19 protein-coding genes are annotated in these 21,264 nt (G+C 71.5%); 9 read left to right on the top strand and 10 right to left on the bottom strand.

Translation table 11 applies throughout. The annotated features are described in order from the left end of the window. The first annotated feature begins 47 nt into the window (after positions 1-47). On the top strand, positions 48-698 hold the full coding sequence (locus Q9G87_RS44400) for a TetR/AcrR family transcriptional regulator (RefSeq protein WP_305922656.1): 651 nt from the start codon (positions 48-50) through the stop codon (positions 696-698). An 86-nt stretch (positions 699-784) separates the two neighbouring features. Here Q9G87_RS44400 and Q9G87_RS44395 read toward each other — a convergent pair whose 3' ends face one another. Then, the gene (locus tag Q9G87_RS44395) at positions 785-2,005 is read right to left on the bottom strand and encodes a ribonuclease D (protein ID WP_305922655.1); all 1,221 of its coding nucleotides are present in this window, start codon (positions 2,003-2,005) and stop codon (positions 785-787) included. Positions 2,006-2,063: 58 nt separating this feature from the next. Continuing rightward, the gene (locus Q9G87_RS44390) at positions 2,064-2,648 is read right to left on the bottom strand and encodes a DUF3000 domain-containing protein (RefSeq protein WP_305922654.1); all 585 of its coding nucleotides are present in this window, start codon (positions 2,646-2,648) and stop codon (positions 2,064-2,066) included. Between the two features lie 659 nt (positions 2,649-3,307). On the opposite strand from Q9G87_RS44390, the gene hemE reads away from it, so the two are divergent. After that, complete coding sequence (gene hemE, locus Q9G87_RS44385) at positions 3,308-4,264, top strand: uroporphyrinogen decarboxylase (RefSeq protein ID WP_371825926.1); 957 nt, start codon at positions 3,308-3,310, stop codon at positions 4,262-4,264. Positions 4,265-4,384: 120 nt separating this feature from the next. Here the strand turns inward: hemE and Q9G87_RS44380 are convergent, their stop codons facing one another. Further along, positions 4,385-5,356, bottom strand: coding sequence for a DUF4349 domain-containing protein (locus tag Q9G87_RS44380; RefSeq protein WP_305922652.1), 972 nt, complete (start codon positions 5,354-5,356; stop codon positions 4,385-4,387). A gap of 118 nt (positions 5,357-5,474) precedes the next feature. Here Q9G87_RS44380 and hemG point away from each other — a divergent pair, with 118 nt between their 5' ends. The 3 genes from hemG to Q9G87_RS44365 all read left to right on the top strand — a co-directional run bounded on the left by hemG (position 5,475) and on the right by Q9G87_RS44365 (position 8,560). Continuing rightward, entirely contained in the window at positions 5,475-6,878 is a 1,404-nt protein-coding gene (hemG, locus tag Q9G87_RS44375; protein ID WP_305922651.1) for a protoporphyrinogen oxidase, read from the top strand. 5 nt (positions 6,879-6,883) lie between these two features. Then, the gene (gene hemQ / locus Q9G87_RS44370) at positions 6,884-7,585 is read left to right on the top strand and encodes a hydrogen peroxide-dependent heme synthase (RefSeq protein ID WP_305922650.1); all 702 of its coding nucleotides are present in this window, start codon (positions 6,884-6,886) and stop codon (positions 7,583-7,585) included. Between the two features lie 159 nt (positions 7,586-7,744). Further along, positions 7,745-8,560: a hypothetical protein gene (locus Q9G87_RS44365; protein ID WP_305922649.1), complete on the top strand. Its 816-nt coding sequence runs from the start codon at positions 7,745-7,747 to the stop codon at positions 8,558-8,560. Positions 8,561-8,723: 163 nt separating this feature from the next. Here Q9G87_RS44365 and msrB read toward each other — a convergent pair whose 3' ends face one another. Beyond that, entirely contained in the window at positions 8,724-9,125 is a 402-nt protein-coding gene (msrB, locus tag Q9G87_RS44360; RefSeq protein ID WP_305922648.1) for a peptide-methionine (R)-S-oxide reductase MsrB, read from the bottom strand. A 354-nt stretch (positions 9,126-9,479) separates the two neighbouring features. Here msrB and ligD point away from each other — a divergent pair, with 354 nt between their 5' ends. The 4 genes from ligD (at position 9,480) to Q9G87_RS44340 (ending at position 13,913) form a co-directional block, all read left to right on the top strand. Then, positions 9,480-10,481: a non-homologous end-joining DNA ligase gene (gene ligD / locus Q9G87_RS44355; RefSeq protein WP_305922647.1), complete on the top strand. Its 1,002-nt coding sequence runs from the start codon at positions 9,480-9,482 to the stop codon at positions 10,479-10,481. A 278-nt stretch (positions 10,482-10,759) separates the two neighbouring features. Next, a complete protein-coding gene (locus Q9G87_RS44350) occupies positions 10,760-11,905 on the top strand; it encodes a Gfo/Idh/MocA family protein (protein WP_305922646.1) in 1,146 nt (381 codons plus the stop codon). Continuing rightward, the gene (locus Q9G87_RS44345; RefSeq protein WP_371825925.1) at positions 11,905-13,068 is read left to right on the top strand and encodes a dihydrodipicolinate synthase family protein; all 1,164 of its coding nucleotides are present in this window, start codon (positions 11,905-11,907) and stop codon (positions 13,066-13,068) included. The genes Q9G87_RS44350 and Q9G87_RS44345 overlap by 1 nt, the downstream gene beginning before the upstream one ends. Continuing rightward, a complete protein-coding gene (locus tag Q9G87_RS44340) occupies positions 13,065-13,913 on the top strand; it encodes a sugar phosphate isomerase/epimerase family protein (protein ID WP_305922644.1) in 849 nt (282 codons plus the stop codon). The genes Q9G87_RS44345 and Q9G87_RS44340 overlap by 4 nt, the downstream gene beginning before the upstream one ends. 63 nt (positions 13,914-13,976) lie before the next feature. Here Q9G87_RS44340 and Q9G87_RS44335 read toward each other — a convergent pair whose 3' ends face one another. From Q9G87_RS44335 to Q9G87_RS44310, 6 genes are all read right to left on the bottom strand, one after another. Further along, entirely contained in the window at positions 13,977-14,588 is a 612-nt protein-coding gene (locus Q9G87_RS44335; protein WP_305922643.1) for a class I SAM-dependent methyltransferase, read from the bottom strand. A gap of 4 nt (positions 14,589-14,592) precedes the next feature. Then, the gene (locus Q9G87_RS44330; protein WP_305922642.1) at positions 14,593-17,175 is read right to left on the bottom strand and encodes a PEP/pyruvate-binding domain-containing protein; all 2,583 of its coding nucleotides are present in this window, start codon (positions 17,173-17,175) and stop codon (positions 14,593-14,595) included. An 83-nt stretch (positions 17,176-17,258) separates the two neighbouring features. Further along, entirely contained in the window at positions 17,259-18,155 is an 897-nt protein-coding gene (locus Q9G87_RS44325) for an alkaline phosphatase family protein (RefSeq protein WP_305922641.1), read from the bottom strand. 32 nt (positions 18,156-18,187) lie between these two features. Continuing rightward, on the bottom strand, positions 18,188-18,961 hold the full coding sequence (locus Q9G87_RS44320) for a sugar phosphate isomerase/epimerase family protein (RefSeq protein WP_305922640.1): 774 nt from the start codon (positions 18,959-18,961) through the stop codon (positions 18,188-18,190). Beyond that, entirely contained in the window at positions 18,958-19,953 is a 996-nt protein-coding gene (locus Q9G87_RS44315; RefSeq protein WP_305922639.1) for a LacI family DNA-binding transcriptional regulator, read from the bottom strand. Before Q9G87_RS44315 ends, Q9G87_RS44320 begins: the two co-directional genes overlap by 4 nt. Before the next feature lie 160 nt (positions 19,954-20,113). After that, positions 20,114-21,238 (bottom strand): hypothetical protein, encoded by a 1,125-nt coding sequence (locus Q9G87_RS44310; protein ID WP_305922638.1) that lies wholly within the window; start codon positions 21,236-21,238, stop codon positions 20,114-20,116. Between the last annotated feature and the right edge of the window lie 26 nt (positions 21,239-21,264).

Raw genomic sequence — 21,264 nt, 5'->3', positions numbered from 1 at the left:
CAAGGTAAAGTCGGTCGAACGACAAAGAAGTCCGGAGGGGACGCTGGATGGCTACTCGCGGGAGGCCGCGCACCTTCGACCCGGACACCGCCTTGCGCACGGCGCTGGACCTGTTCTGGGAGCGGGGCTACGAGGGGACGTCGCTCAACGACCTGGCCGAGGCCATGGGAATCGCCTCGGCCAGCATCTACGCCTGCTTCGGCAGCAAGCAGGATCTGTTCCGCAAGGTCATGGCGCTCTACGGCGCGACCTCGGGCGAGCCGCCCAGGCGCGCGCTGCGCGAACAACCGACCGCGCGCGCCGCAATCGAGGCCATGCTCCGCGCCACCGCCGATGAGATCACCCGCCCGGACACGCCGCACTACTGCATGCTCATCCTGGCCGCGCCCACCGGCGCCGTGGAAAACCACGCGGTCCGGGAGTTCCTGGCCGATCTCCGGCGCGACATGCTCACCACCATCAAAGACCGGCTCGCCCGCGGCGTCGCCGACAGCGACCTCACCGCGCCGCCCGCCGGCCTCGACGCCATCGCCCGCTACTACACCACCGTGGTGCAGGGCCTATCCGTACAAGCCCGCGACGGCGCCACCCGCGCCGAGTTGGAAACGGTCATCACCTGCGCGATGGCCGCGTGGGACACGCTCACGTCCGCGCCGTCACACATCGACGGACTCGTGCACGGCGGTGAGGGTCGGTGACCCATATCCGGATGGCGGCCTCGGCCAGCGCGCAAGCTGCCGCTCGCCGCTCCGGTGGCCGGCTGCGGCACCCGCGTAAAGAACGATCAGGACACCACCTCGAGGCGGGAAAGCGCCTTGGCGATGGGATGGGCGGTGAGGGAGAGCTGCCATTCGCGGGCGCCCAACTCGCGCAGCCGGGCCGCGACCGTCTCGTCCGTGATCTCGTCCGGCGGCTCCCAGGTCAGCCGCCGCACCGCGTCCGGCTGCAGCAGGTTTTCCGTCGGCATGTGGTGCTCGTCGGCCAGCGCCGCCACCACGGCGCGCGCCGCGGCCAGGCGCTTGGCGGCGGCCGGGTCGCGGTCGGCCCAGCGGTTGGGCGGCGGTGGGCCGTCCCCGGGCGTGCTGGGCTGGGGAAGCTGGCTGTCGGACAGGTTGCGGGCCCGGTTGACGGCGGCGAGCCAGTCGCTCATGTGGCGGCGTGCGCTGCGCCCCGTGAAAGCCGAGATTTCGGTCAAGGCCTTCTTGGTGCGAGGCCCTTCGAGCGCGGCCGTGATGATCGCCGCATCCGGCAGGACCCGGCCGGGGGCGAGATCGGCCTCGCGGGCGATCCGGTCGCGCATGGTCCACAACTCGCGCACGATGGCCAGCGCCCGGACGTTGCGTACCTTGTGGATGCCCGACGTGCGCCGCCACGGATCCGACCGGGGCGCCGGCGGCGGGGTGTTGAGCACGGCGGCGAACTCCTCGCGCGCCCACTCCAGCTTTCCGCTGTCCGTCAGCTCCTTGTGGAGCGCGTCCCGCAGCTCGACCAGCACCTCCACGTCCAGCGCCGCGTAGCGCAGCCAGTCCTCGGGCAGCGGCCTGGTCGACCAGTCGGCGGCCGAGTGGCCCTTCTCCAGCCGTAGCCCGAGCACCGTCTCGACCATCGTGCCGAGTCCCACGCGCTCGTAACCGAGCAGCCGGCCTGCCAGCTCGGTGTCGAACATCTCGCGCGGCCGGAACCCGACCTCCAGCAGGCACGGCAGGTCCTGCGACGCGGCGTGCAGCACGATCTCCGCCTCGGCCACGGCCGCGTCGAGCGCGGACAGATCGGGGCAGGAGGTCGGGTCGATCAGCGCGGTCCCCGCCCCGGCGCGGCGCAACTGCACCAGGTAGGCACGGTTGCCGTAGCGGTAGCCCGAGGCACGCTCGGCGTCGACGGCCACCGGGCCACTGCCCGCGGCGAACCGCTCCACGACCATGGCGAAACCGTCCGCGTCCTCGATCACCGGCGGAATGCCCTCGCGCGGCTCGAGCAGCGGCTCGACGGTGCGTTCTTCTGTCACGAGTTCACCGGCCTCATGACGCGGGTGCTGTATTGACTGGTGCCCTCACTTCGTTCGGTCACTCTCCGGTTTCATCACGTCGGCGGGGCAGCGCGGCCACATCCGGCGGGAGCGGCGGGATCCCCGCCGCCAGGCACATCAGGTCGCACCAGGCGGCGACGTGGCCGGAGAGATCCTCCTGGGCGGGTGACCAGGAGGCCCGCAGCTCGAGCTCGGTCGTGACCGGGTCTTCGGCTTTGTTGCCGAACCCCTCTGACACGGCTCTAGTCACGGTACCGCCAGCGGCGGAGTAGTCGGCTTGATGGGCGTCGAGCGCCTCGGTCAGCCAGCTCCACGCGACGGGCCCGAGCAGCGGATCGGAGGTGATCTCCGGCTCCATGTCGGCCCGCACGTACGCCACCAGCCGAAACGGGCCTTCCCAGCCGCGCTGGCCGTCGGGGTCGTAGAGCAGGATCAGCCTGCCCACCGCGAGCTCGTCGTCGTCGCGGTAGACCGACGCGCCGATCGCGGCCGAGTAGGGGGCCAGCCGCTGAGGCGCGGGCAGGTCCTCCAGCTCGATCTCCGGCCTGACCTCGGACAGCCGCAGGCTCTCCGCCGCGCGCGTGAACGCCGCGGGTGGCGGTGGCTGGTCACCGAGTGTCATAGCCGAAGCGTAGGTCGATATCGGACGGAAGGGGACCACGGGGGTGCTCATCCTTGGTGATCAAGCCGCAGCCATAACGAACCGGCGAGCCGCTGTGGTGGTCTCGGCGGAGCCGAGCATGATCGCGTGGCCGCACTCGACGCAGGCCCATTCCGGGCACTCTCCCGGCCCGTGTCCGTCGAAGCACGGCGGCTGCTCGAACAGCCGCTCACCAGCGCAGGAGGCGCAGCGCTCACTGCGGCGCTCTGTGGAACTCCACAACGCGGTCATCGCACGGGGCCTTTCCTTCGGGTTGTGGGTCCGACGTTGGCACGAGCCGCTGACAATTCCCCGCAACGCGCTCGGCGTGTCCCGAAAGTGGTCGCTGAATCGGTGCCGCGCGGTGGGTTGGCGAACATTTGACCCAGTCGAGACCGGCTCTCTGGTACGCCATGGGCCGTGTTCGACCCGTGTGCGATGCCGTCGCCGAGCGGACCGGTAAACCTTCATCCCGCTATCTGATCATGATTTGGGGTGTCCAATGGATGTTTTTCCGACACCTCGCTGCCGATGCGGGGACCGGCCCCCGAGCATGGCACCCTTGTGGGGTGAACCTCGCCGACTCAGCGTTCCTGCGTGCCTGCCGCCGCCGGCCCGTCCCGCACACCCCGGTCTGGTATATGCGCCAGGCCGGCCGGTCGCTGCCGGAATACCTCAAAGTGCGCGAGGGCGTGCCGATGCTCACCGCCTGCGCGACGCCGGACCTGATCGTCGAGATCACCATGCAGCCCGTCCGCCGCTACGGCGTGGACGCGGCCATCTTCTTCAGCGACATCGTGGTGCCGCTCAAGGCCATCGGCGTCGACCTCGACATCAAGCCGGGCGTCGGGCCGGTCGTCGCCGACCCCATCCGCGATGCCAAGGGGCTCGATTCGCTGCGCCCCCTGGAGCCCGACGACGTGCCGTTCGTCACCGAGTCCATCCGGGCGCTGACCGGCGAGCTGGGCGGCACGCCGCTGATCGGGTTCGCGGGGGCGCCGTTCACGCTCGGCTCCTACCTGATCGAGGGCGGCCCGTCCAAGAACCACGACCGCACCAAGGCCATGATGTACGGGGCGCCGGAGCTGTGGCATGCGCTGATGGAGCGGCTGTCCGGCATCGTGCTGGAGCACCTGCGCATCCAGATCGCGGCAGGCGCCTCGGCCGTGCAGCTCTTCGACTCCTGGGTGGGGGCGGTGGCGCCGGACGACTACCGGGAGTTCATCCTGCCGCACACCCGGCGGATCTTCGAGGGCATCGCCGGCGTGCCGCGCATCCACTTCGGCGTGGGCACCGGCGAGCTGCTCGGCGTGCTCGGGGAGGCGGGCGCCGACGTGGTGGGAGTCGACTGGCGGGTGCCGCTGGACGAGGCGGCCCGCCGGGTCGGGCCCGGCAAGGCACTGCAGGGCAACCTGGACCCGGCGATCCTGCTGGCGCCGTGGGAGGTGGTCGAGCGCAAGGCCCGCGAGGTGCTGCGGCGAGGGCGGGCGGCCGAAGGGCACGTGTTCAACCTGGGGCACGGCGTGCTCCCTTCGACCGACCCCGACCAGCTCAAGCGCCTCACCGACCTGGTCCACGCCTTCACCCCCGAGTCCTGACACCCGCGCCGCTCGCGTGAGCGCGCCACCGCATAGCGCCCTGTGATGCGCCGCGCCTCACCGCCTTCGACGCGCCTCACTGTGAAGCGCCGCGTCGATGCCGGGCGGCGCGGCTGCCGGTCAGGCGGCTTCCGGGTCCGGGTCGCCCGGGCGCGGGCCAGAGGGAGGCGCCGGGATCCCGGGGCGTCGGGCGCGGTCACGGCGAACCAGGTAGACCAGCAGCGCCACCAGAGGCAGCGCGACGATCGTCCACGGCAGCACCGCGCCCAGCACCGTGAGCACCACCTTCGTGAAGGACACCAGCCCGCTCCATCCCGACTTGAGCCCCCCGAGGAACCCGGCAGGCTCCTCCTCTTCCGGCTCCTCCGCGACCGCGACCGGCCCCAGCAGCCGCAGCGTCAGCGTGGCCATGGACACCTGGGCAGCCAGCTCCTTCTGCTGCGCCTGCAGCGACTCCAGGTCGGCCTCCCGAGCGGAGATCTCCCGCTCGACCTCCAGCACGTGCCCGATCGTGTCGGCCCGCTTCAGCAGCGAACGCAGCGACTCCAGCGCCTGCTCGGCCGACTTCAGCCGGCTGTTGACGTCGGCGATCTTCAGCGTGACGTCCTGGGTGGCCTGGTTCATGGAGATCTGCGTGCCCAGGTCCTTGCCGAGCCGCCCGAGCACTCCGCCGTACCCGTTCGGCGGGATCTTGAACTCCAGCGTCGCCGAGTCCCGGGAGTCGCTGGCCGAGCGGCTCTCCTCCTTGGACAGGTAGCCGCCGGCCGCGGTCACGATCTGCTTGGCCTGCTCGACGGCGGCGGCGACCTTCTTGACCCGCACGGTCATGCTGCCGGTGTAGATGACCTGCCGCTCCTGCTGCGTGACCTTGACGTTCGAGACGATGCCGTCCTGGCCGCCCTGCTTCTGAGCCTGGGGCTGCTTGGCCTGGACCTCGGCGGTGGCGGCCTCGTCCCTGGCCGCGTCCGCGCGGGCGGGGGCGGGGGCTCCGGCCGCTTCCGAGGTGCTCGTCAACGTGCTGCCACCGCAGCCCGCCAGAGCCAGAGCCACGCAGGCGGCCGATAACGCGATGCCGTACCGGATTCTCCTCATGCCTCTAAGACGGCGTGCGGATCACCCCGGTTTGAAGGCGGGAATCACGGTACGGTCACCGTGTCCCTCGCGGCCCCGAGCGGCTGGCCACGCCCATGAGGCGGTAGCGTCAGGAGGCGTGGAAGGGAATCGGGCGCACGTGGTCGTCGTCGGCGCGGGAATCTCCGGTCTCGCCGCCGCTTGGTACATCCGGCAGGGCGCCGGCGAGCGGGTCAAGGTGACCGTGCTCGAGGCGGGCCCGCGCGTCGGGGGCAAGTTGCACGTCTCGGAGGTCGCCGGGGTGAGCGTCGACGCGGGCGCCGAGGCCATGCTGGCCAGGCGGCCCGAGGGCGCCGAGCTGGCCAGGGCCGTCGGGCTCGGCGACGCCCTGGTGTTCCCCGGCACCATGCAATCGGCCGTCTACACCAGGGGCGCGCTGCGCCCGATGCCGAAGGGGCAGGTCATGGGCGTCCCCGCCGACCTGACCGAGCTGGCCAAGTCGGGCATCATCTCGCCCGGCGGGCTGCTGCGCGTGCCGCTCGACCAGATCCTGCCGCCCACGCTGGTGCGCACCGACGTGTCCGTGGCCGCCTACATCCGCGCGAGGATGGGCGGCGAGGTCGTGGACCGGCTGGTGGAGCCGCTGCTCGGCGGCGTCTACGCAGGCCGTTCCGACATGTTGTCGCTGGAGGCCACGATGCCGCGGGTGGCGGCCGTCGCCCGTTCCGAGCGCTCGCTGCTGACGGCGGCCCGGCACCTCGTGGAGGAGACGCCCAAAGACGCCGGGCCGGTTTTCACCTCGCTGGCGCACGGCGTCGGCGCGCTCCCCGAGGCGGTCGCCAAAGCGTCGGGGGCCGACGTCAGGACGGGGGTTACCGTACGCGAGCTGCACAGGACCGAGCAGGGCTGGCGGCTGGTGACCGGTCCGGTGCCCAGACCCGAGACGATCGAAGCCGACGCGGTGATCGTCGCGGTGCCGGGGCCGGCCGCGGCCCGGCTCCTCAAGGCCGAGGCGCCCAAGGCGGCCGGGGAGCTGGCCAGGATCGAATACGCCAGCATGGCCATCGTCACGCTCGCTTACCCGCTGGGCGCCTTCCCCGAACCGCCCGCCTTCAGCGGCTACCTGGTGCCGCCCGTCGAGGGGAGACCGGTCAAGGCGGTCACGTTCAGCTCGGTGAAGTGGCCCCACCTGGCCGGGGACCTGGTGATCCTGCGCTGCTCGATCGGCAGGATCGGCGAGGAGCACCTGCTGCACCGCGAAGACACCGAGCTGGTGTCGCTGGCCACGGCGGAGATGGCCGACGTGATGGGCGCGCGGGGGCTGCCGGTCGACAGCAGGGTGACGCGCTGGGGCGGCGGGCTGCCGCAGTACAACGTGGGACACCTGGATCGGGTGGCGCGCGTGCGCGCGGCGGTCGCGATGCAGCCGGGGCTGGCCGTCTGCGGCGCCGCCTACGACGGCATCGGCATCCCGGCCTGCGTCGGCACCGCCCGCACGGCCGCCGCCCGGATTCTCGACCACCTGTCCCTGCGAGGAGAATAGGAACCATGACAGAGGCAGCTCCGCGGCTCAAGGCCCGCGATCTCAACCAAGTGATCCGTTACACGATGTGGTCGGTCTTCCAGGTGACCGAGCCGTGTCCCGTTGACCGTGACGGCCTGGCGGGCGAGGTCGAGGAGTTGCTGGAGCAGGCCGCCGGCAAGGACGTCGTGACCAGGGGGGTCTACGACGTGGCCGGGTTGCGGGCCGACGCCGACTACATGTTCTGGTGGCACGCGGCCACGCCCGAGGATCTGCAGGACGTCTACGCCAGGTTCCGCCGCACCACGCTCGGGCGGCACAGCAGGCCCGTGTGGTCGGCGATGGCGTTGCACCGGCCGGCCGAGTTCAACAAGTCGCACATTCCTGCGTTCCTCGCGGAGGAGGAGCCGCGGGCGTATGTGAGCGTTTATCCGTTCGTCCGCTCATATGAGTGGTATCTGCTGGAGGACTCCGAGCGGCGGGCCATGCTGGCCGAGCACGGCAGGATGGCGCGCGACTATCCTGACGTGCGGGCCAACACCGTGGCCTGCTTCTCGCTCAACGACTACGAGTGGATGCTGGCGTTCGAGGCCGACGAGCTGCACCGGATCGTCGACCTGATGCGGACGCTGCGGGGCGCGCAGGCCCGCCGCCACACCCGCGTCGAGATCCCGTTCTACACCGGCGCGCGCAAGCCGGTCCGCGAACTGGTCGCCGCCCTGCCGTAATCCGCCGACCCGAGCCCGGCGTCCTTGATCGGGGGGAGAGTCGGATCCAAGTTGGCGATCCAACTGAAGTGATCTACCCCCTTTGTCAGAATCAGGGAAATCCCTTGTTCGTGGGATGTGACGTGTGGTGGCACGTTCCACGGGGGCAAGGAGGGGCGGGTGGAGACATCCGGAGGGCCGGGCCGCGGACGGCGCCCGCCCGGTCGGCACGCGGCGGGCCGCTCGCGGCACGGGCGGCGGCGTCGCCGTGCCGTGCGGCGGGGGCTGGTGCTGGGGGCATTGGCGCTGGCCGGTGGAGTGGCCGGGCTGCTGGGCACGGGCGGGACCTTCGGCGGGGCGCCGGTGGCCTCCAGGTCGCCGACGCAGGCCGGGCCGCACGCGCGGGCGGAGGAGGCGAGCCCGTCCGCGGCGCTGCCGGGCCGGGCGGGGGCGGCGAGTCCGAGGTCGAGTGGCCAGGCCAAGGCGCGCGAGATCGAGCAGGCCGTGCCGAAGGAGACCAAGACCCCTGTGCGGGAAGAGACTCCCGACGCGGTGGCGGGCTCCGCCGCGCCTGACGTGGTCGAGGGTTCGGCGCCGCCAGAGGAGGGGCCGGAGGAGCCCGTGCTCCTGGTGCCGGGGATGGACGACACCGATGGCTACCGCGCCGACGGGCCCTCGGCGCATACGGACCGGCGGGCGGAGGAGTATTTCCGTACGCACTGGGGCCCGGACGACAAGGCGCTGAAACGCCTTAACGACATTCGCACCATCGGCGGATATTTGCGGATTTATACTGATTTACCGGAAACGGCGCACAATTCCCCTCACGCCATAACGTTGTGCAAGCGCGGCCTCGCCTATCTGAAGGCCGCCGGGGTGGCCAGGCCGGTCGTGTTCGTGCAGGCCAGGTTCGGCGGGAACGGCAACCCGGTGCTCGCCAACATCCTCGGCCCCTCCGACCGGAGCTGCCGCGTCACCCACCCGGCGCCGGACTGAGCGGTCACCGCACTCGCACCCGTGTTTTCGCGCACACCTGGCACCGCTGGGTCACGATGCGGCCGATAGCCTCGATCGTCACCCAGCGGTGGCGGAGATGGCGGAACCCCACGCGGGATTCTTTACCCGTGGCAGAAGGTTGATACGCGGAGTCGCGAGTCGATCACGCCTTGGACTCGAGCCGCAGTGAGACCGAATTGATGCAGTAGCGATCGTCGGTCGGAGTCGGATAACCCTCGCCGTGGAACACGTGCCCCAGATGCGAGTCGCACCGAGCGCACCGGACCTCGACCCGGACCATGCCGTGACTGCGGTCCTCGATCAGCGTCACCGCATCGGAGTCGGCAGGCGCGAAGAAGCTCGGCCACCCGCAGTGGGATTCGAACTTCGTGTCGGACCGGAACAGCTCGGCCCCGCAGGCGCGGCACGAGTAGACGCCCTCGGTCTTGGTGTCGACGTACTCCCCCGTGAACGGGCGCTCGGTCCCGGCTTCCCTGAGGACGTGGAACTCCTCGGGGGCAAGCTGGACCCGCCACTCGGCCTCGCTCTTGACGACCTTTTCCATACGTCCAGGGTACGAGATCCGGCAAAAAGAGATCTCCACTGGGTGAAGCATCCATTCTGGGGAGAATTCGCGTCTTTGTAGGCAAGGGGGTGTCATCGCCTCCTGCCAAGGGGTGAGATCGTCCGCAGATCCCGCCGAGCGGCACAGCCCACGCCCGTGCTGGAGCCGCTGGGGATCGTCACGGCCGACCGGGTGGCGCGCCAGCGCCCGGAACGGCGACGGACGATCTGTTGGCCCGCCCCGTCGAGCCCTCGGTCCCGCCACCGAGGCGGCTCCGGGGCGGGCCCGCCCTGTTCTGTACCCCGCGGGGGCGGATCCGCCTCAATGTCGCAGGACGGTAGTAGGTTCGGGGGCATGGCATCGCCGTTCATAGAGCTCGAGGTTGGCGAGCGGACCGTCAAGGTCACCAACCCCGACAAGGTGTACTTTCCGGAGATCGGCGCCACGAAGCGCGAACTGGTCGCCTACTACGTGAGCGTCGGCGACGGCGTCCTGCGGGCGCTGAAAGACCGGCCGACCAACCTCAAGCGCCACCCCGACGGCGTGCAGACCGAGGCGATCTACCAGAAGCGCATGCCGCCCAAGCATCCCGACTGGCTCCAGTCGGTCACCGTCACGTTCCCGAGCGGCCGGACGGCGCAGTCCGTGCGGGTCACCGAGGTGGCCGCCATCGCCTACTGCGCCAACCTGGGCACCATCGACTTCCACCCCTGGCAGGTGCGGGCCTCCGACGTCGAGCACCCCGACGAGTTGCGCATCGACCTGGACCCTCAGCCCGGCCTGGACTTCGAGGCCGCGCGCAAGGCCGCGTTCCTCACCAGGGACGTGCTGGGCGAGCTGGGGATGACCGGATTCGTCAAGACGTCGGGCAACAGGGGCGCGCACATCGCCGTGCGCATCGAGCCGCGCTGGGACTTCGTCCAGGTCCGCCACGCCGGCATCGCCCTGGCCAGAGCCGTCGAGGAGCGGGACCCGAGCCTGGTGACCACGGCGTGGTGGAAGGAGGAGCGCGGGGACCGGGTCTTCATCGACTTCAACCAGAACGCCCGCGACCGCACGGTGGTCAGCGCCTACTCCGTCAGGGCCCAGCCGCACGCCCCCGTCTCGACGCCGCTGACCTGGGACGAGCTGGCCGACGCCGACCCGCGGGACTTCGACATCCGCACGGTCCCGGCCCGCTTCGCCGACGTGGGCGACGTGCACGCGGACATCGACGACCGGTCATACTCGATCGAGCCCCTGCTGGAGATGTACGCCAAGGACGAACGCGGCGACATGCCATACCCGCCCAACTACCCCAAGATGCCGGGGGAGCCGATGCGGGTCCAGCCGAGCCGGGCCAGGCGCGCCGACTAGTAACTGAGCGCCGGCTGCCCCGCGCGACGATCCAGGCGACGGCGCGTTCGACGGGTGGGCGCCGGTGGCGGTGGCGTGTCGTGCAGTCCCAGCCCGCAGGCGGCCTTCCAGCGCAGGCATCTCGCAAGAGCCGTGACGACCCCTGTGACTGGCACGGACGTGCCACTCCGTACCCTGTGATCGGTGGTTAAGGGAGGCGCTACTTGACGCCCCCGGTGGGGCGGCCGTACGGTTCGGGAAAGCGCTTTCCTCACCCGTTTGACCTGAAGGGATCCTCAATGAGCGTGCGCACCATCGGCGTCGTGATGAACGGCGTCACCGGGCGGATGGGCTACCGCCAGCACTTGGTCCGGTCCGTCCTGGCGATCAACGAACAGGGCGGTGTGACGCTCTCGGACGGCGCCCGGGTGAAGCTCAAGCCGGTGCTGGTCGGCCGGAATGCCGACAAATTGGCAGATATCGCGTCGAAGCATGGGATTTCGGATTTCACCACTGACCTCGACGCGGCCCTCGCCGACGACGACAATGTGATCTACTTCGACGCCCAGGTCACCAGCGCCAGGGTGAAGGCCGTGCTGAAGGCCATCGAGGCCGGCAAGCACATCTACGCCGAGAAGCCGACCGCCGAGTCCACGCAGGAGGCGGTGGCGCTGGCCGAGGCCGCCACCGCCAAGGGCATCAAGAACGGCGTGGTCCAGGACAAGCTGTTCCTGCCCGGCCTGCTCAAGCTGAAGCGGCTGATCGACGGCGGCTTCTTCGGCCGCATCCTGTCGGTGCGCGGCGAGTTCGGCTACTGGGTGTTCGAGGGCGACTGGCAGGAGGCGCAGCGCCCCTCGTGGAACTACCGGGCCGAGGACGGCGGCGGCATCGTCCTGGACATGTTCCCGCACTGGCACTACGTGATGGAGAACCTGTTCGGCCGGGTCGAGTCGGTCTACGCCCGCGCCGTGACGCACGTCCCGTCACGTGTGGACGAGCAGGGCAAGACGTACCAGGCCACCGCGGACGACGCCGCGTACGGCGTCTTCGAGCTTGAAGGCGGCATCGTCGCGCAGATCAACTCCTCATGGACCGTCCGCGTGAACCGGGACGAGCTGGTGGAGTTCCAGGTGGACGGCACGCACGGCAGCGCCGTGGCGGGCCTGCGCAACTGCCGCGTGCAGCACCGCTCGGCCACCCCCAAGCCGGTCTGGAACCCCGATCTGCCGGTCACGGCGCGCTTCCGCGACGGCTGGCAGGAGGTGCCGGACAACGCCGAGTTCGACAACGGGTTCAAGATCCAGTGGGAGGCGTTCATCAAGCACGTGCTGGAGGACGCGCCCTTCCCGTACGACTTCGCGTCGGGCGCTCGCGGCGTGCAGCTCGCCGAGCTGGGCCTGCGCTCGTCCGCCGAGGGCCGCAGGATCGAGGTGCCGGGGCTGTGATGATCGATCTGCCCGGCGTCGGCGCGTACACGCTGGCCGAGCCGACGGTCTGGCCGGTGTCGGAGACGCCGGCGACCAGCCGCATCGTGTACGCGGCCGCCCACGTGGTGGCCGACCCGCTCGGCGACAACACGCCCGGCTCCCCCGCCGCCGTGGACTGGGACGCCACCCTCCGCTTCCGCCGCCACCTGTGGTCGCACGGCCTGCGGATCGCCGACGCGATGGACACCGCGCAGCGCAACATGGGCCTGGACTGGGCGGCGACCAAGGAGCTCATCTGGCGCAGCGCCGCCGAGGCCCGCTCGTTCGGCGACCCGGCGACGCTGGTGGCCTGCGGGGCCGGCACCGACCACGCGCCTGACGCCGCCGACCTGCACACCATCACGGCCGCGTACGCCGAGCAGCTGGAGACCGTCCAGTCGGCCGGCGCCGGCGTGATCATCATGGCCTCCCGACAGCTCGCCAAGGTGGCCGCGGGGCCGCAGGACTACCACCAGGTGTACGGAAAGCTCTTCGGCCTGGCCGACCGTCCGGTGATCCTGCACTGGCTAGGCGAGATGTTCGACCCGCAGCTGGCCGGCTACTGGGGCTCGCGGGACGTGGACGCCGCGACCGAGTCGTTCCTGGAGCTGATCCACGCCCACGCCTCGATGGTGGACGGCGTGAAGGTGTCGCTGCTGGACGAGGAGCACGAGGTACGCCTGCGCGCCGCGCTCCCCGAGGGCGTCAAGCTCTACACGGGCGACGACTTCAACTACCCGTCGCTGATCAAGACGGGCTCGCACGCGCTGCTGGGCATCTTCGACGCGATCGCCCCGGCGGCCGCGGCGGCACTGCAGGTGCTGGACGCGGCCGAGGCGGCCTGCGACGAGGCGGGCCGTGACCGGCTGCTGGCCTCGTACGACGAGATCCTCGGCCCGACGGTACCGCTGTCGCGGAAGATCTTCGAGACGCCCACGTACAACTACAAGACCGGCATCGTCTTCCTGGCCTGGCTGAACGGCCACCAGGACGCGTTCGCCATGGTGAACGGCGCCCAGTCGGCCCGCTCGCTGCTGCACCTGTCGGAGGTGTTCCACCTGGCCGACCAGGCCGGGCTACTGTCCGATCAGGAGCTGGCCGTGCACCGCATGAAGGCGCTGCTGGCGGTGAACGGGCTATGAGCCTTTCACTCAACCAGTGGACGACCAAGCGCTGGTCCGTGGCGGAGGCCGTGGACGGGTGCGTGCGGCACGGCCTGGAGGCGATCGGGCTGTGGCGGCAGAACGTGGCCGAGCAGGGCCTGGCGGAGAGTGTCAAGCTGGTGCGGGACGCGGGCCTGCGGGTGTCCTCGCTGTGCCGCGGCGGCTTCCTCACCACCAGCGGCAAGGCGTTCGCCGAAGCGCTCGAGGACAACCGCCGCGCCATCGACGAGGCGGCCGAGCTGGAGGCGGCCTGCCTGGTGATGGTGGTGGGCGGCCTGCCCGGTGTGCAGCCGGGCGAGCCGCTGACCGCGGGCGCGTCGCGGGATCTGGCAGGCGCGCGCGAGCGGGTGGCCGAGGCACTGGCGGAGCTGGCGCCGTACGCCGGTGAGCGGGGCGTCAAGCTGGCCCTGGAGCCGCTGCACCCGATCTACTGCCCGGACCGTGCGGTCCTGTCCACGCTGGGCCAGGCGCTCGACCTGGCGCTGGCGCACCCGGAGGAGCAGGTCGGCGTGGTGGTCGACACGTTCCACGTGTGGTGGGACCCGAGGGTGTTCGACGACATCGCGCGGGCCGGCCGCCGGATCGCGTCCTACCAGGTGTGCGACTACCTGCACCCGCTGCCGGAGGACGTGCTGCTCGGCCGGGGCATGATGGGCGACGGCGTGATCGACTTCAAGCCGATCACGCGTGCGGTCCTGGACGCCGGCTACACCGGCGACGTCGAGGTGGAGATCTTCAACGCCGACATCTGGGCCGCCGACCCGGACGAGGTGGTGGCCACGATGAAGGCCCGCTACGAGGACGTGGTGGTGGCCCGTCCGTAAGAAGGCCTCGGAGCGGCGGCTCGAAGGGGCCGCCGCTCGGTCAGCGCTCGGGCTCGTCCCAAGTCAGCGCTCCGGTTTGTCCCAGGTCAGCAGGTAGCGGCGGAGCAGCAGGCGTCGGAAGCGGCTGCCGGGCAACAGCACACGGGCCTCCTTGGCGACCTGTCCCTTGGTGATGACGGGGTCCATGCCCGGCACGCCGGGCCCGCGCTTGCCGCCGTGGAACAGCTTGAGCACGTGCGAGACCGTCTGTCCGGCGAGGCGCACGACGTGGTCCAGGAGTGTGCGGTCCCGCGCGATGCCGATGATCACGAGCCGGCCGCCCGGCGCCAGCAGCCCGATCAGGCCGTTCATGGCCGCGCCGAAGTCCGCGTGGTGGACGACGGCGACGGCGGTGACGAAGTCGTACTTGCCCTCGGAGAGCAGGCCTTTCGCGTCATCGAGGTAGTCGGCCTCCACGAAGGTGACGTTGTCCAGGTCGCCATACTGCCGACGCGCCATCGCGATCGCGTCGGCGGAACGATCCACACCGGTTACGGCCGGCACGCGGGCGGCCAGCTTGCTCACCAGCAGCCCGTCGCCGCAGCCGACGTCGAGCGCGTGCTCGCAGCCTTCCGGCAGGAGCTTCAGCACGAGCTGCTGGTAGTGAACGTTGTGGTTCCAGTACGCCTCGGGCATTTGATCACATTAGCGTCACGGTGCCCGCCGCGCCGTTCACTTCGATTTCCTGGCCCGTGCTGATGCGGTGGGTGGCGTCGGGGACGCCGACGACGGCGGGGATGCCGTACTCGCGGGCCACCACCGCGCCGTGCGACATGGCGCCGCCCATCTCCATGACAAGGCCACCGGCCGTGAGGAACAGCGGCGTCCAGCCGGGGTCGGTGGACGGGCAGACCAGGATCTCGCCAGGCTCCAGGTGCGCGCCGACCGGGTCGAGCACCACCCTGGCCACGCCGGTGACGGTGCCCGCCGAGGCGGCCGTGCCGATCAGCGCGCCGTCCGCGGCGGCGACCGCCAGCGCCTCCGGCTCGGTGCCGTCGGACAGCAGGACTCGGGGGACGTGCCTGCGGCGCCGCTCCTGCTCGTACGCCGCCCGCCGCTCGGCCACGACCGCCCGCAGGTCGCCTCCGCCGAGCGCGGCCCTGACCTCCCGCAGGTCCAGGAAGAACACGTCCTCGGCCGCGTCGAGCACGCCGAGCCCCACCAGGTGCTCGCCGACCGCGAAGAGGCTGTGCCGCACCGCGGCGAGCGTCTTGACCAGGTAGAACTTGGGCAGCTCACGCAGGCCGGCGAACTTCCTGGTGCGCCGGAGCCCGAACCGCGCCACGGCACCCCGCCAGCGGGCCCTGCGCCGGGCCTGCGTCACCACGTGTGCGATGGCGGCCTGCGCCTGCTCGGCGCCCTTGGCGAACAGCGCGGCGGGAGCGAGGTCGGCGCCCCCATCCTGCTGCAGGTCCATGCGCAGGTAGTTGGCCAGCACGCCGAGAATGTGCGCGGGCTCCTCCGACCATCGGGGCACGCCCAGGTCGATCTCCGCGACGCCGCGGTGGCCGTATTTGTCCAGGAACGCGGTGATCTCGCGCTGTGCGACGGGCGGCAGGCCGCCCTCCTTGTAGCAGCGGACCAGCTCGGCGACCGGCAGTTCCTTGAACGGCTCCGGCTCGATACGGGTGGCCAGGGCCCACAACTCCAGGTCCATCTCCGTGGTCGGGTTGTGCGGGACGCTGCGCAGCACGTCCTGCATCTCGGCCAGCGGCACACCGGACAGCTTGGACGCCAGCGCGAACAGGCCGTACCCGGTGATCACGATGGGCATGATCGAGATGATGGTGGGAAAGGTGCCGGCCAGCATGCGCTCGGCGTGATCCAGCCGCTGTGCGGGGGTGGCGGAATCGGGCACCTGGAGCCTCTTGTCGAGCTCTCCGCCGAGCCGGGCGGCATAGGCCAGAGCCCTCTCCGGCCTGGTCAGGGCCATCAGGACACGCGACGGGGCATGGACGCGGTGGGCGAAGCGCGCGAGGGCGCGCAGGAACGGGCGGCGGGAGGTGTGGACGAGCGACAGGCGAGGGTCCTCCACCAGCCGCTCCATGACGGTGGCGGTGCGGGCCTCGCCGAGCGTCAGCGCGCGCGGGAGGATGGCGCGGCCGGGGCGGCTGCGTACGGCGGTGGTGATGTCGAGCCACAGGCGCTGCCCTGAAACGGACACGAAGGGCGGGCCGTCGAGCGGGTCGGCGGGGCCGTAACCGGGCAGGCTCGCGGCGCCGCCGCTGATCAGTTTGAACGCCGACAGCCCCAGCGGCGTGATCGGCCCCATGACGCCTTGGGCCACGTTGACCGAGAAGAAGACCCGCAGGCCCTCCCTGGTGGTCTCCGGCAGCGGGTAGAGGGTGGTGATCGGCCTGGCCTGGGTGAGCCAGAGCGTGCCGTCCGCGTCGATGGCCCACTCGGTGTCCTGCGGCGCGCCGTAGTGGTCCTCGACCCGGGCGCCCAGCTCGGCCAGCGCGAGGACCTGGGCGTCGGTCAGGCAGAGGCCGTCGTGGGTGGTCTCGACCCGCTCGGTGCCGCCGCCGGGCAGGGAGCGGATGGCCAGCCGCTTGTCGCCGGCGTGGCGTTCGAGGATCTCGCGCGAGTACACCACGAAGCGGTCGGGGTTGACGGCGCCGGAGACGACGGCCTCGCCCAGCCCCGGGCTGGCGTCGATGACGGTCTCGCGCCGCCGGCCCGTGACCGGGTTGGCGGTGAACATCACCCCGGCGATCTGGGAGTCCACCATGACCTGGACGACCACCGCGAGGCGCACGGCGGCGTGGTCGATGCCGTTGGACTCGCGGTAGGCCACGGCGCGGTCGGTCCAGAGGGAGGCCCAGCAGCGGCGTACGGCCTCGACCACCGCCTCGGCGCCCACGACGTTGAGGTAGGTCTCCTGCTGCCCGGCGAAGCTGGCGAACGGCAGGTCCTCGGCCGTGGCCGACGAGCGCACCGCCACCGGGACGTCGGGGCCGAGCGCGGCGTAGTGCTTCACGATCGTCTCGTGCACGGCGGCCGGCACCGGGGCTTGGAGCAGGTGCCGCCTGGCGCGCTCGGCCAGCCCTTCTCCGCCGGTCTCCAGCCCGTCCGCGACCTGACGGTAGGCCTCCGTGGTGAGCACCCAGCCGGGCGGCACGGGCAGCCCGGCCCTGGTCAGCTCGCCGAGGTTGGCGGCCTTGCCGCCCACCTCGGCCAGCATCCCGCCGTCGATCTCGGAGAAGTCCAGTGCCGTGTTCATCGAGTGCACTCCAGCCGTTCAGCGTCCTGTCACTCAGTTTCCCGCTTTTTCGGCAGAAATTCAACACGTGATGAACTCCGAGGTCATGGCTCCAGTGGCCGGCCGTCCAGGTCCCATTCCGGATCGATCGGCACCCCCAGTGCCGCCAGCACCGACGGCGCCACGTCGACCAGGCGCGGTGTGCCGAGCGAGCGGCCGCCCAGGTCCTCGCCGAGCCGGGCGGCGATCACGAAGACCGTGCGCTCCTCGTCCGAGGTGCCCCCATGGCCGCCCTCGTCCACGTGTCCGTGGTCGGTGGTGACGAACACGGTCCAGCGCTCGCCCGGGTACGACGGCCGCGCGCGGATCGTGTCGAGCAGGCGGCCCAGGTACGCGTCCTGGGCTTGGAGGGCGGCGGCGTACTCGGGGCCGTGCGGGCCGAGGTCGTGGGCCACCTCGTCGGTGTCGCCCAGGTACACGAACACGGCGTCGGGGTGGTCGTCAGCCAAGTGCCGCTCGGCGGCCTCGGTGACCTGCTTGTCGGCCTCGGCCCAGCCGCAGGTGTACCCGTCCAGCACGAATCGGTGGTCGATGACCGGACCGAACGCGCCGTGGTCGGCGAGCGCCGCCCAGGAGAAGAACGCTGAGGTCACGCAGTCCGGCCGGGCATTCTTCGCACGAGTCAGGAAGTCCGGAAATTTCTGGAACTGGGGGTCGGCGAAGCCGTTGTCCACGATGCCGTGTTTGTCGGGCCAGGCTCCGGTCGCGATGGACGACCAGCCCGGCCCCGAGTCGGTGCGGGACTTGATGACCCGGCCGCCGTCCCCCGGCTCCGGGCTCTTGGGCACGACCTCGCCGGGCGACTCCGTGCGGGGCGCGCCGGCCTCGCCGTACGGGAGCAGGCTGGTGCCGTACGCGCCGGTGGACATCAACGCGGTCAGCACGGGGGCGCCCGACGCGGCGAGCAGGTCGAACCGCAGGCCGTCCATCCCGACGACCAAGACTTTGTTCCTAGGTAGGGGCATCCCCCTATCTAAGCGGTGAACCTCCGCACCCAGTCAGCCGCTCCGGGCAGGATCTCCTCAACCGGCGCGACCTGCGGATACCACGTGCGCTCCCACTCCAGCGACACCCACCCGTCGTATCCGGCCTCGCGCAGCAACGCGCCCGCCTCCTCCAGCGGCACGGATCCGGCGCCCATCGGCACCGGCGTGGTGTCCTGCGCCGAGACCGCGTCCTTGACCTGGACGTAGGACAGGTAGGGACCGAGCGCGGCCAGCGAGTCGGCCGGGGACTCGCCGTGCCGCCACGGGTGCAGCAGATCCCAGATCGCTCCCGTGGTCTCGGGGCAGGCCGCCTCGGCGAGCAGCCCCGCCACGGCCGCGCAGGTGGCCATGCTGTCGTGCGTCTCGACGAGCACGCGGCGGCCGAGCGTGGCCGCCGTGCCGGAGACGGCCTTCAACCTTCGGGCGCCGACGGCCGGATCGTCGCCGCGCGGGAACACCCGGACCCCGGGCGCGCCCAGGTCGGCGGCGAGCCGCAGGTCGGCGAGGAGCGCTTCCAGGACCGGCTCGTCCGGCCCCGGCTCGCAGATCCCGACATAGCCGGCAAGGGCGGAGATCTCCAGACCCGCGCGCTCCACCCGCTCCCGCACCGAACGCCGCTCCGCCGAGTCCAGCCCGGCGTGCACCCCGGTGTCCGGGTGCAGGCGCAGCTCCAGCCCTTGGCACCCGGACCCGGTCGCGATCTCGATCGCCCGGTCCAGGTCCTCGCCGGGCATCCCCAGCGTGCTGACCGCCAGCCTCACATCAGCCTCCGTACGCTTTCCCGCAACACGACCTCGCCAGCGACCTGCTCGACGACGACAGCCTCTTCCTCGCCCAGTGCCAGCTCCAGCGCCCGCGCACCCATGGCCTTCAACGGCAGCCGCACCGTGGTGAGCGCCGGCACGTGATCCCGCAGGGTCACGATGTCGTCGAAACCGGCCACCGACACGTCCTCCGGCACCCGGATTCCGCGTTCGCGGTAGGCCGCCAGCGCCCCGACCGCCATCACGTCGTTGACCGCGAACACGCACGTCGTGTCCTCGCCCACCTGCTGGGCGGCCGCGTAGCCGCCGTCGCGGTCGAACGGCCCGTGGATCACGTGCGGTGCGGGCAGCCCCAACTCCTCCAGCGCCCCGGCGAACCCGGCGCAGCGGTCGGCGGCGGTCACCAGGTGCGGCGGCCCGGCGAGCACCGCGAAGCGGGTGTGCCCGAGCCCGGCCAGCGCGCGTGCCAGCTCCGCCGCTCCCTCCCGGTTGGCGGGCGCGACGGTGTCCACTCCCAGCAGATCCTGACCAACACAGGCCGCCCGGCCGCCGCCCGAGCGGTATCGGGCCAGCTCGTCGCGGAGCCGCCCGGTGACGGCCGGATCGGCCACGCGGGAGCCGACCAGCAGCACGGCCCGCACGCGCTGGGCGTTGAGCGTGGCCACGTAGGCGATCTCCTGCTCCGGGTCGCGATGCGTGGTGCCCACCACGACCAGCAGGCCCTCGGTGGCCGCGGCCCGCATCGCCCCGTCGGCCAGGGCCGCGAAGTAGGGGTCGGTCAGGTCGTGCACGACGATGCCGATGACGTTGCCGGCCCCGCGGGCCAGCGTCTGGGCCGCGATGTTGGCCCGATAGCCCAGCTCGTCGGCGGCCTGCTCGACGCGCGCTCGCAGGGCCGCGCCGACCTGGCGGGTGCTGCCGTTGAGCACCCGCGAGGCGGTCGCCAGCGAGACGCCCGCCTGCCTGGCGACGTCCTCAAGCGTGACCACGTGACCTCCCGGAAAGCGGTTTCCAGTGTGCCAGAACAGCACCTGGATCCGCATCCTTACATGCCCGGGCGCCAGACGACAGAACGCCCCCGGGCAGGGCGGGACGGCCGGCAGCAGCGGGCCGGGGTGCGGAGCGAGTCATCCCCGGCCCGTGGGAGCGTCACCAGGGGAAGAGGATGTCGAGCAGTCCCTTCCGTTCCTCCTGCGTCGGCGTCGGCGCGGGCGCCTGGGTGGTGGGCTGCTGCGCCGGCTGGCTGCTGCTCGGCTGCGTGGGCTGCTGCTGCTTGCTGTCCGACTGCCCGCTCTGGGGACGCGAGTCCGTGTCCGGGTCCGGGTTCGTGTCCTGCATCTCGCTCACCGGCGGCCGGGTGGCCTTGCTGGTGGCCTTCTTGGTCGGCTCGCCGGCGCGGGTGGAGGTGGGACGCGCGGCCGGCTCGCGAGTCGGCCGCGCCCGCTGGGCCGTCGGGGTGGGCATTGCGGACTCGGTATCGGTCGGCTCCGAGGTGGCCGAATCGTCGGGCTCGGGAGTGGCCTCCTCGGCCGGCGTGTCCTCGGGAGCCGCGGTGTCGGAGGGCGTGGTCACCTCCCCAGCGCTGGCACACTGGCCGCCCTGGCACGGGTCGTCCGACGAGGTGCCGGTGAGCATGAACCCGGCCCCCACCCCGACCAGCACCACCGCGGCCGCCGCCACGAGCAGCTTCCTGGTGCGGCGCCGCACCTCCCGGTCGCCGCCCGAGCGCCCGCCGCGAGAGTCGTCGGTCCACCCCGAGCCGAGAAAGCCGCGCTTGGTCTGCTCCTCCTCGCGGTCGTCGGTGTAGCCCCCCTCGTAGCTCCGGTCGAGCGGCAGGTACGGGGCTCCGTCCTCGACCTGATGCGGTCCACTGTGCTCCGGCAGAGCGTCATGCGGGCCACTGGCATCGCCGAGCACGTCATGGGGACCGCTGTGGCCACCGAGCACGTCGTAAGGACCGCCAAGCGCGTCGGGAGGACTGCTGTGGCCACCAAGGACGTCATGGGGACCGCTGTGGCCGCCGAGCACGTCGTACGGGCCACCGGGGTCGCCCAGCACGTCCTGCGGGCCGCCGCCCAGGTCGCGGGGCCCGCCGCTCAGCAGATCGTGCGAGGCCGCCGGGCCGTCGTCGAGCACGTCACGCACGCCGTCGCGGCCCACCAACTGCGGCTCACCGGTCAGCGAATTGGGCGGCATGATGTAGGTCTCGTTGCCGACGACCTGGATGGCAGGCTGCTCGTCGGTGTCATCGGTGCTCCACCGCGGCGACAGCACGTCACCCGTCAGCTCCGGGTTTAACG

Origin of the sequence: Nonomuraea turcica (assembly GCF_030718205.1) — a bacterium.
Lineage (GTDB): Bacteria > Actinomycetota > Actinomycetes > Streptosporangiales > Streptosporangiaceae > Nonomuraea.
Note: the sequence above shows the minus strand (reverse complement) of the source record. Positions and strands in the feature narration are given on the sequence as shown.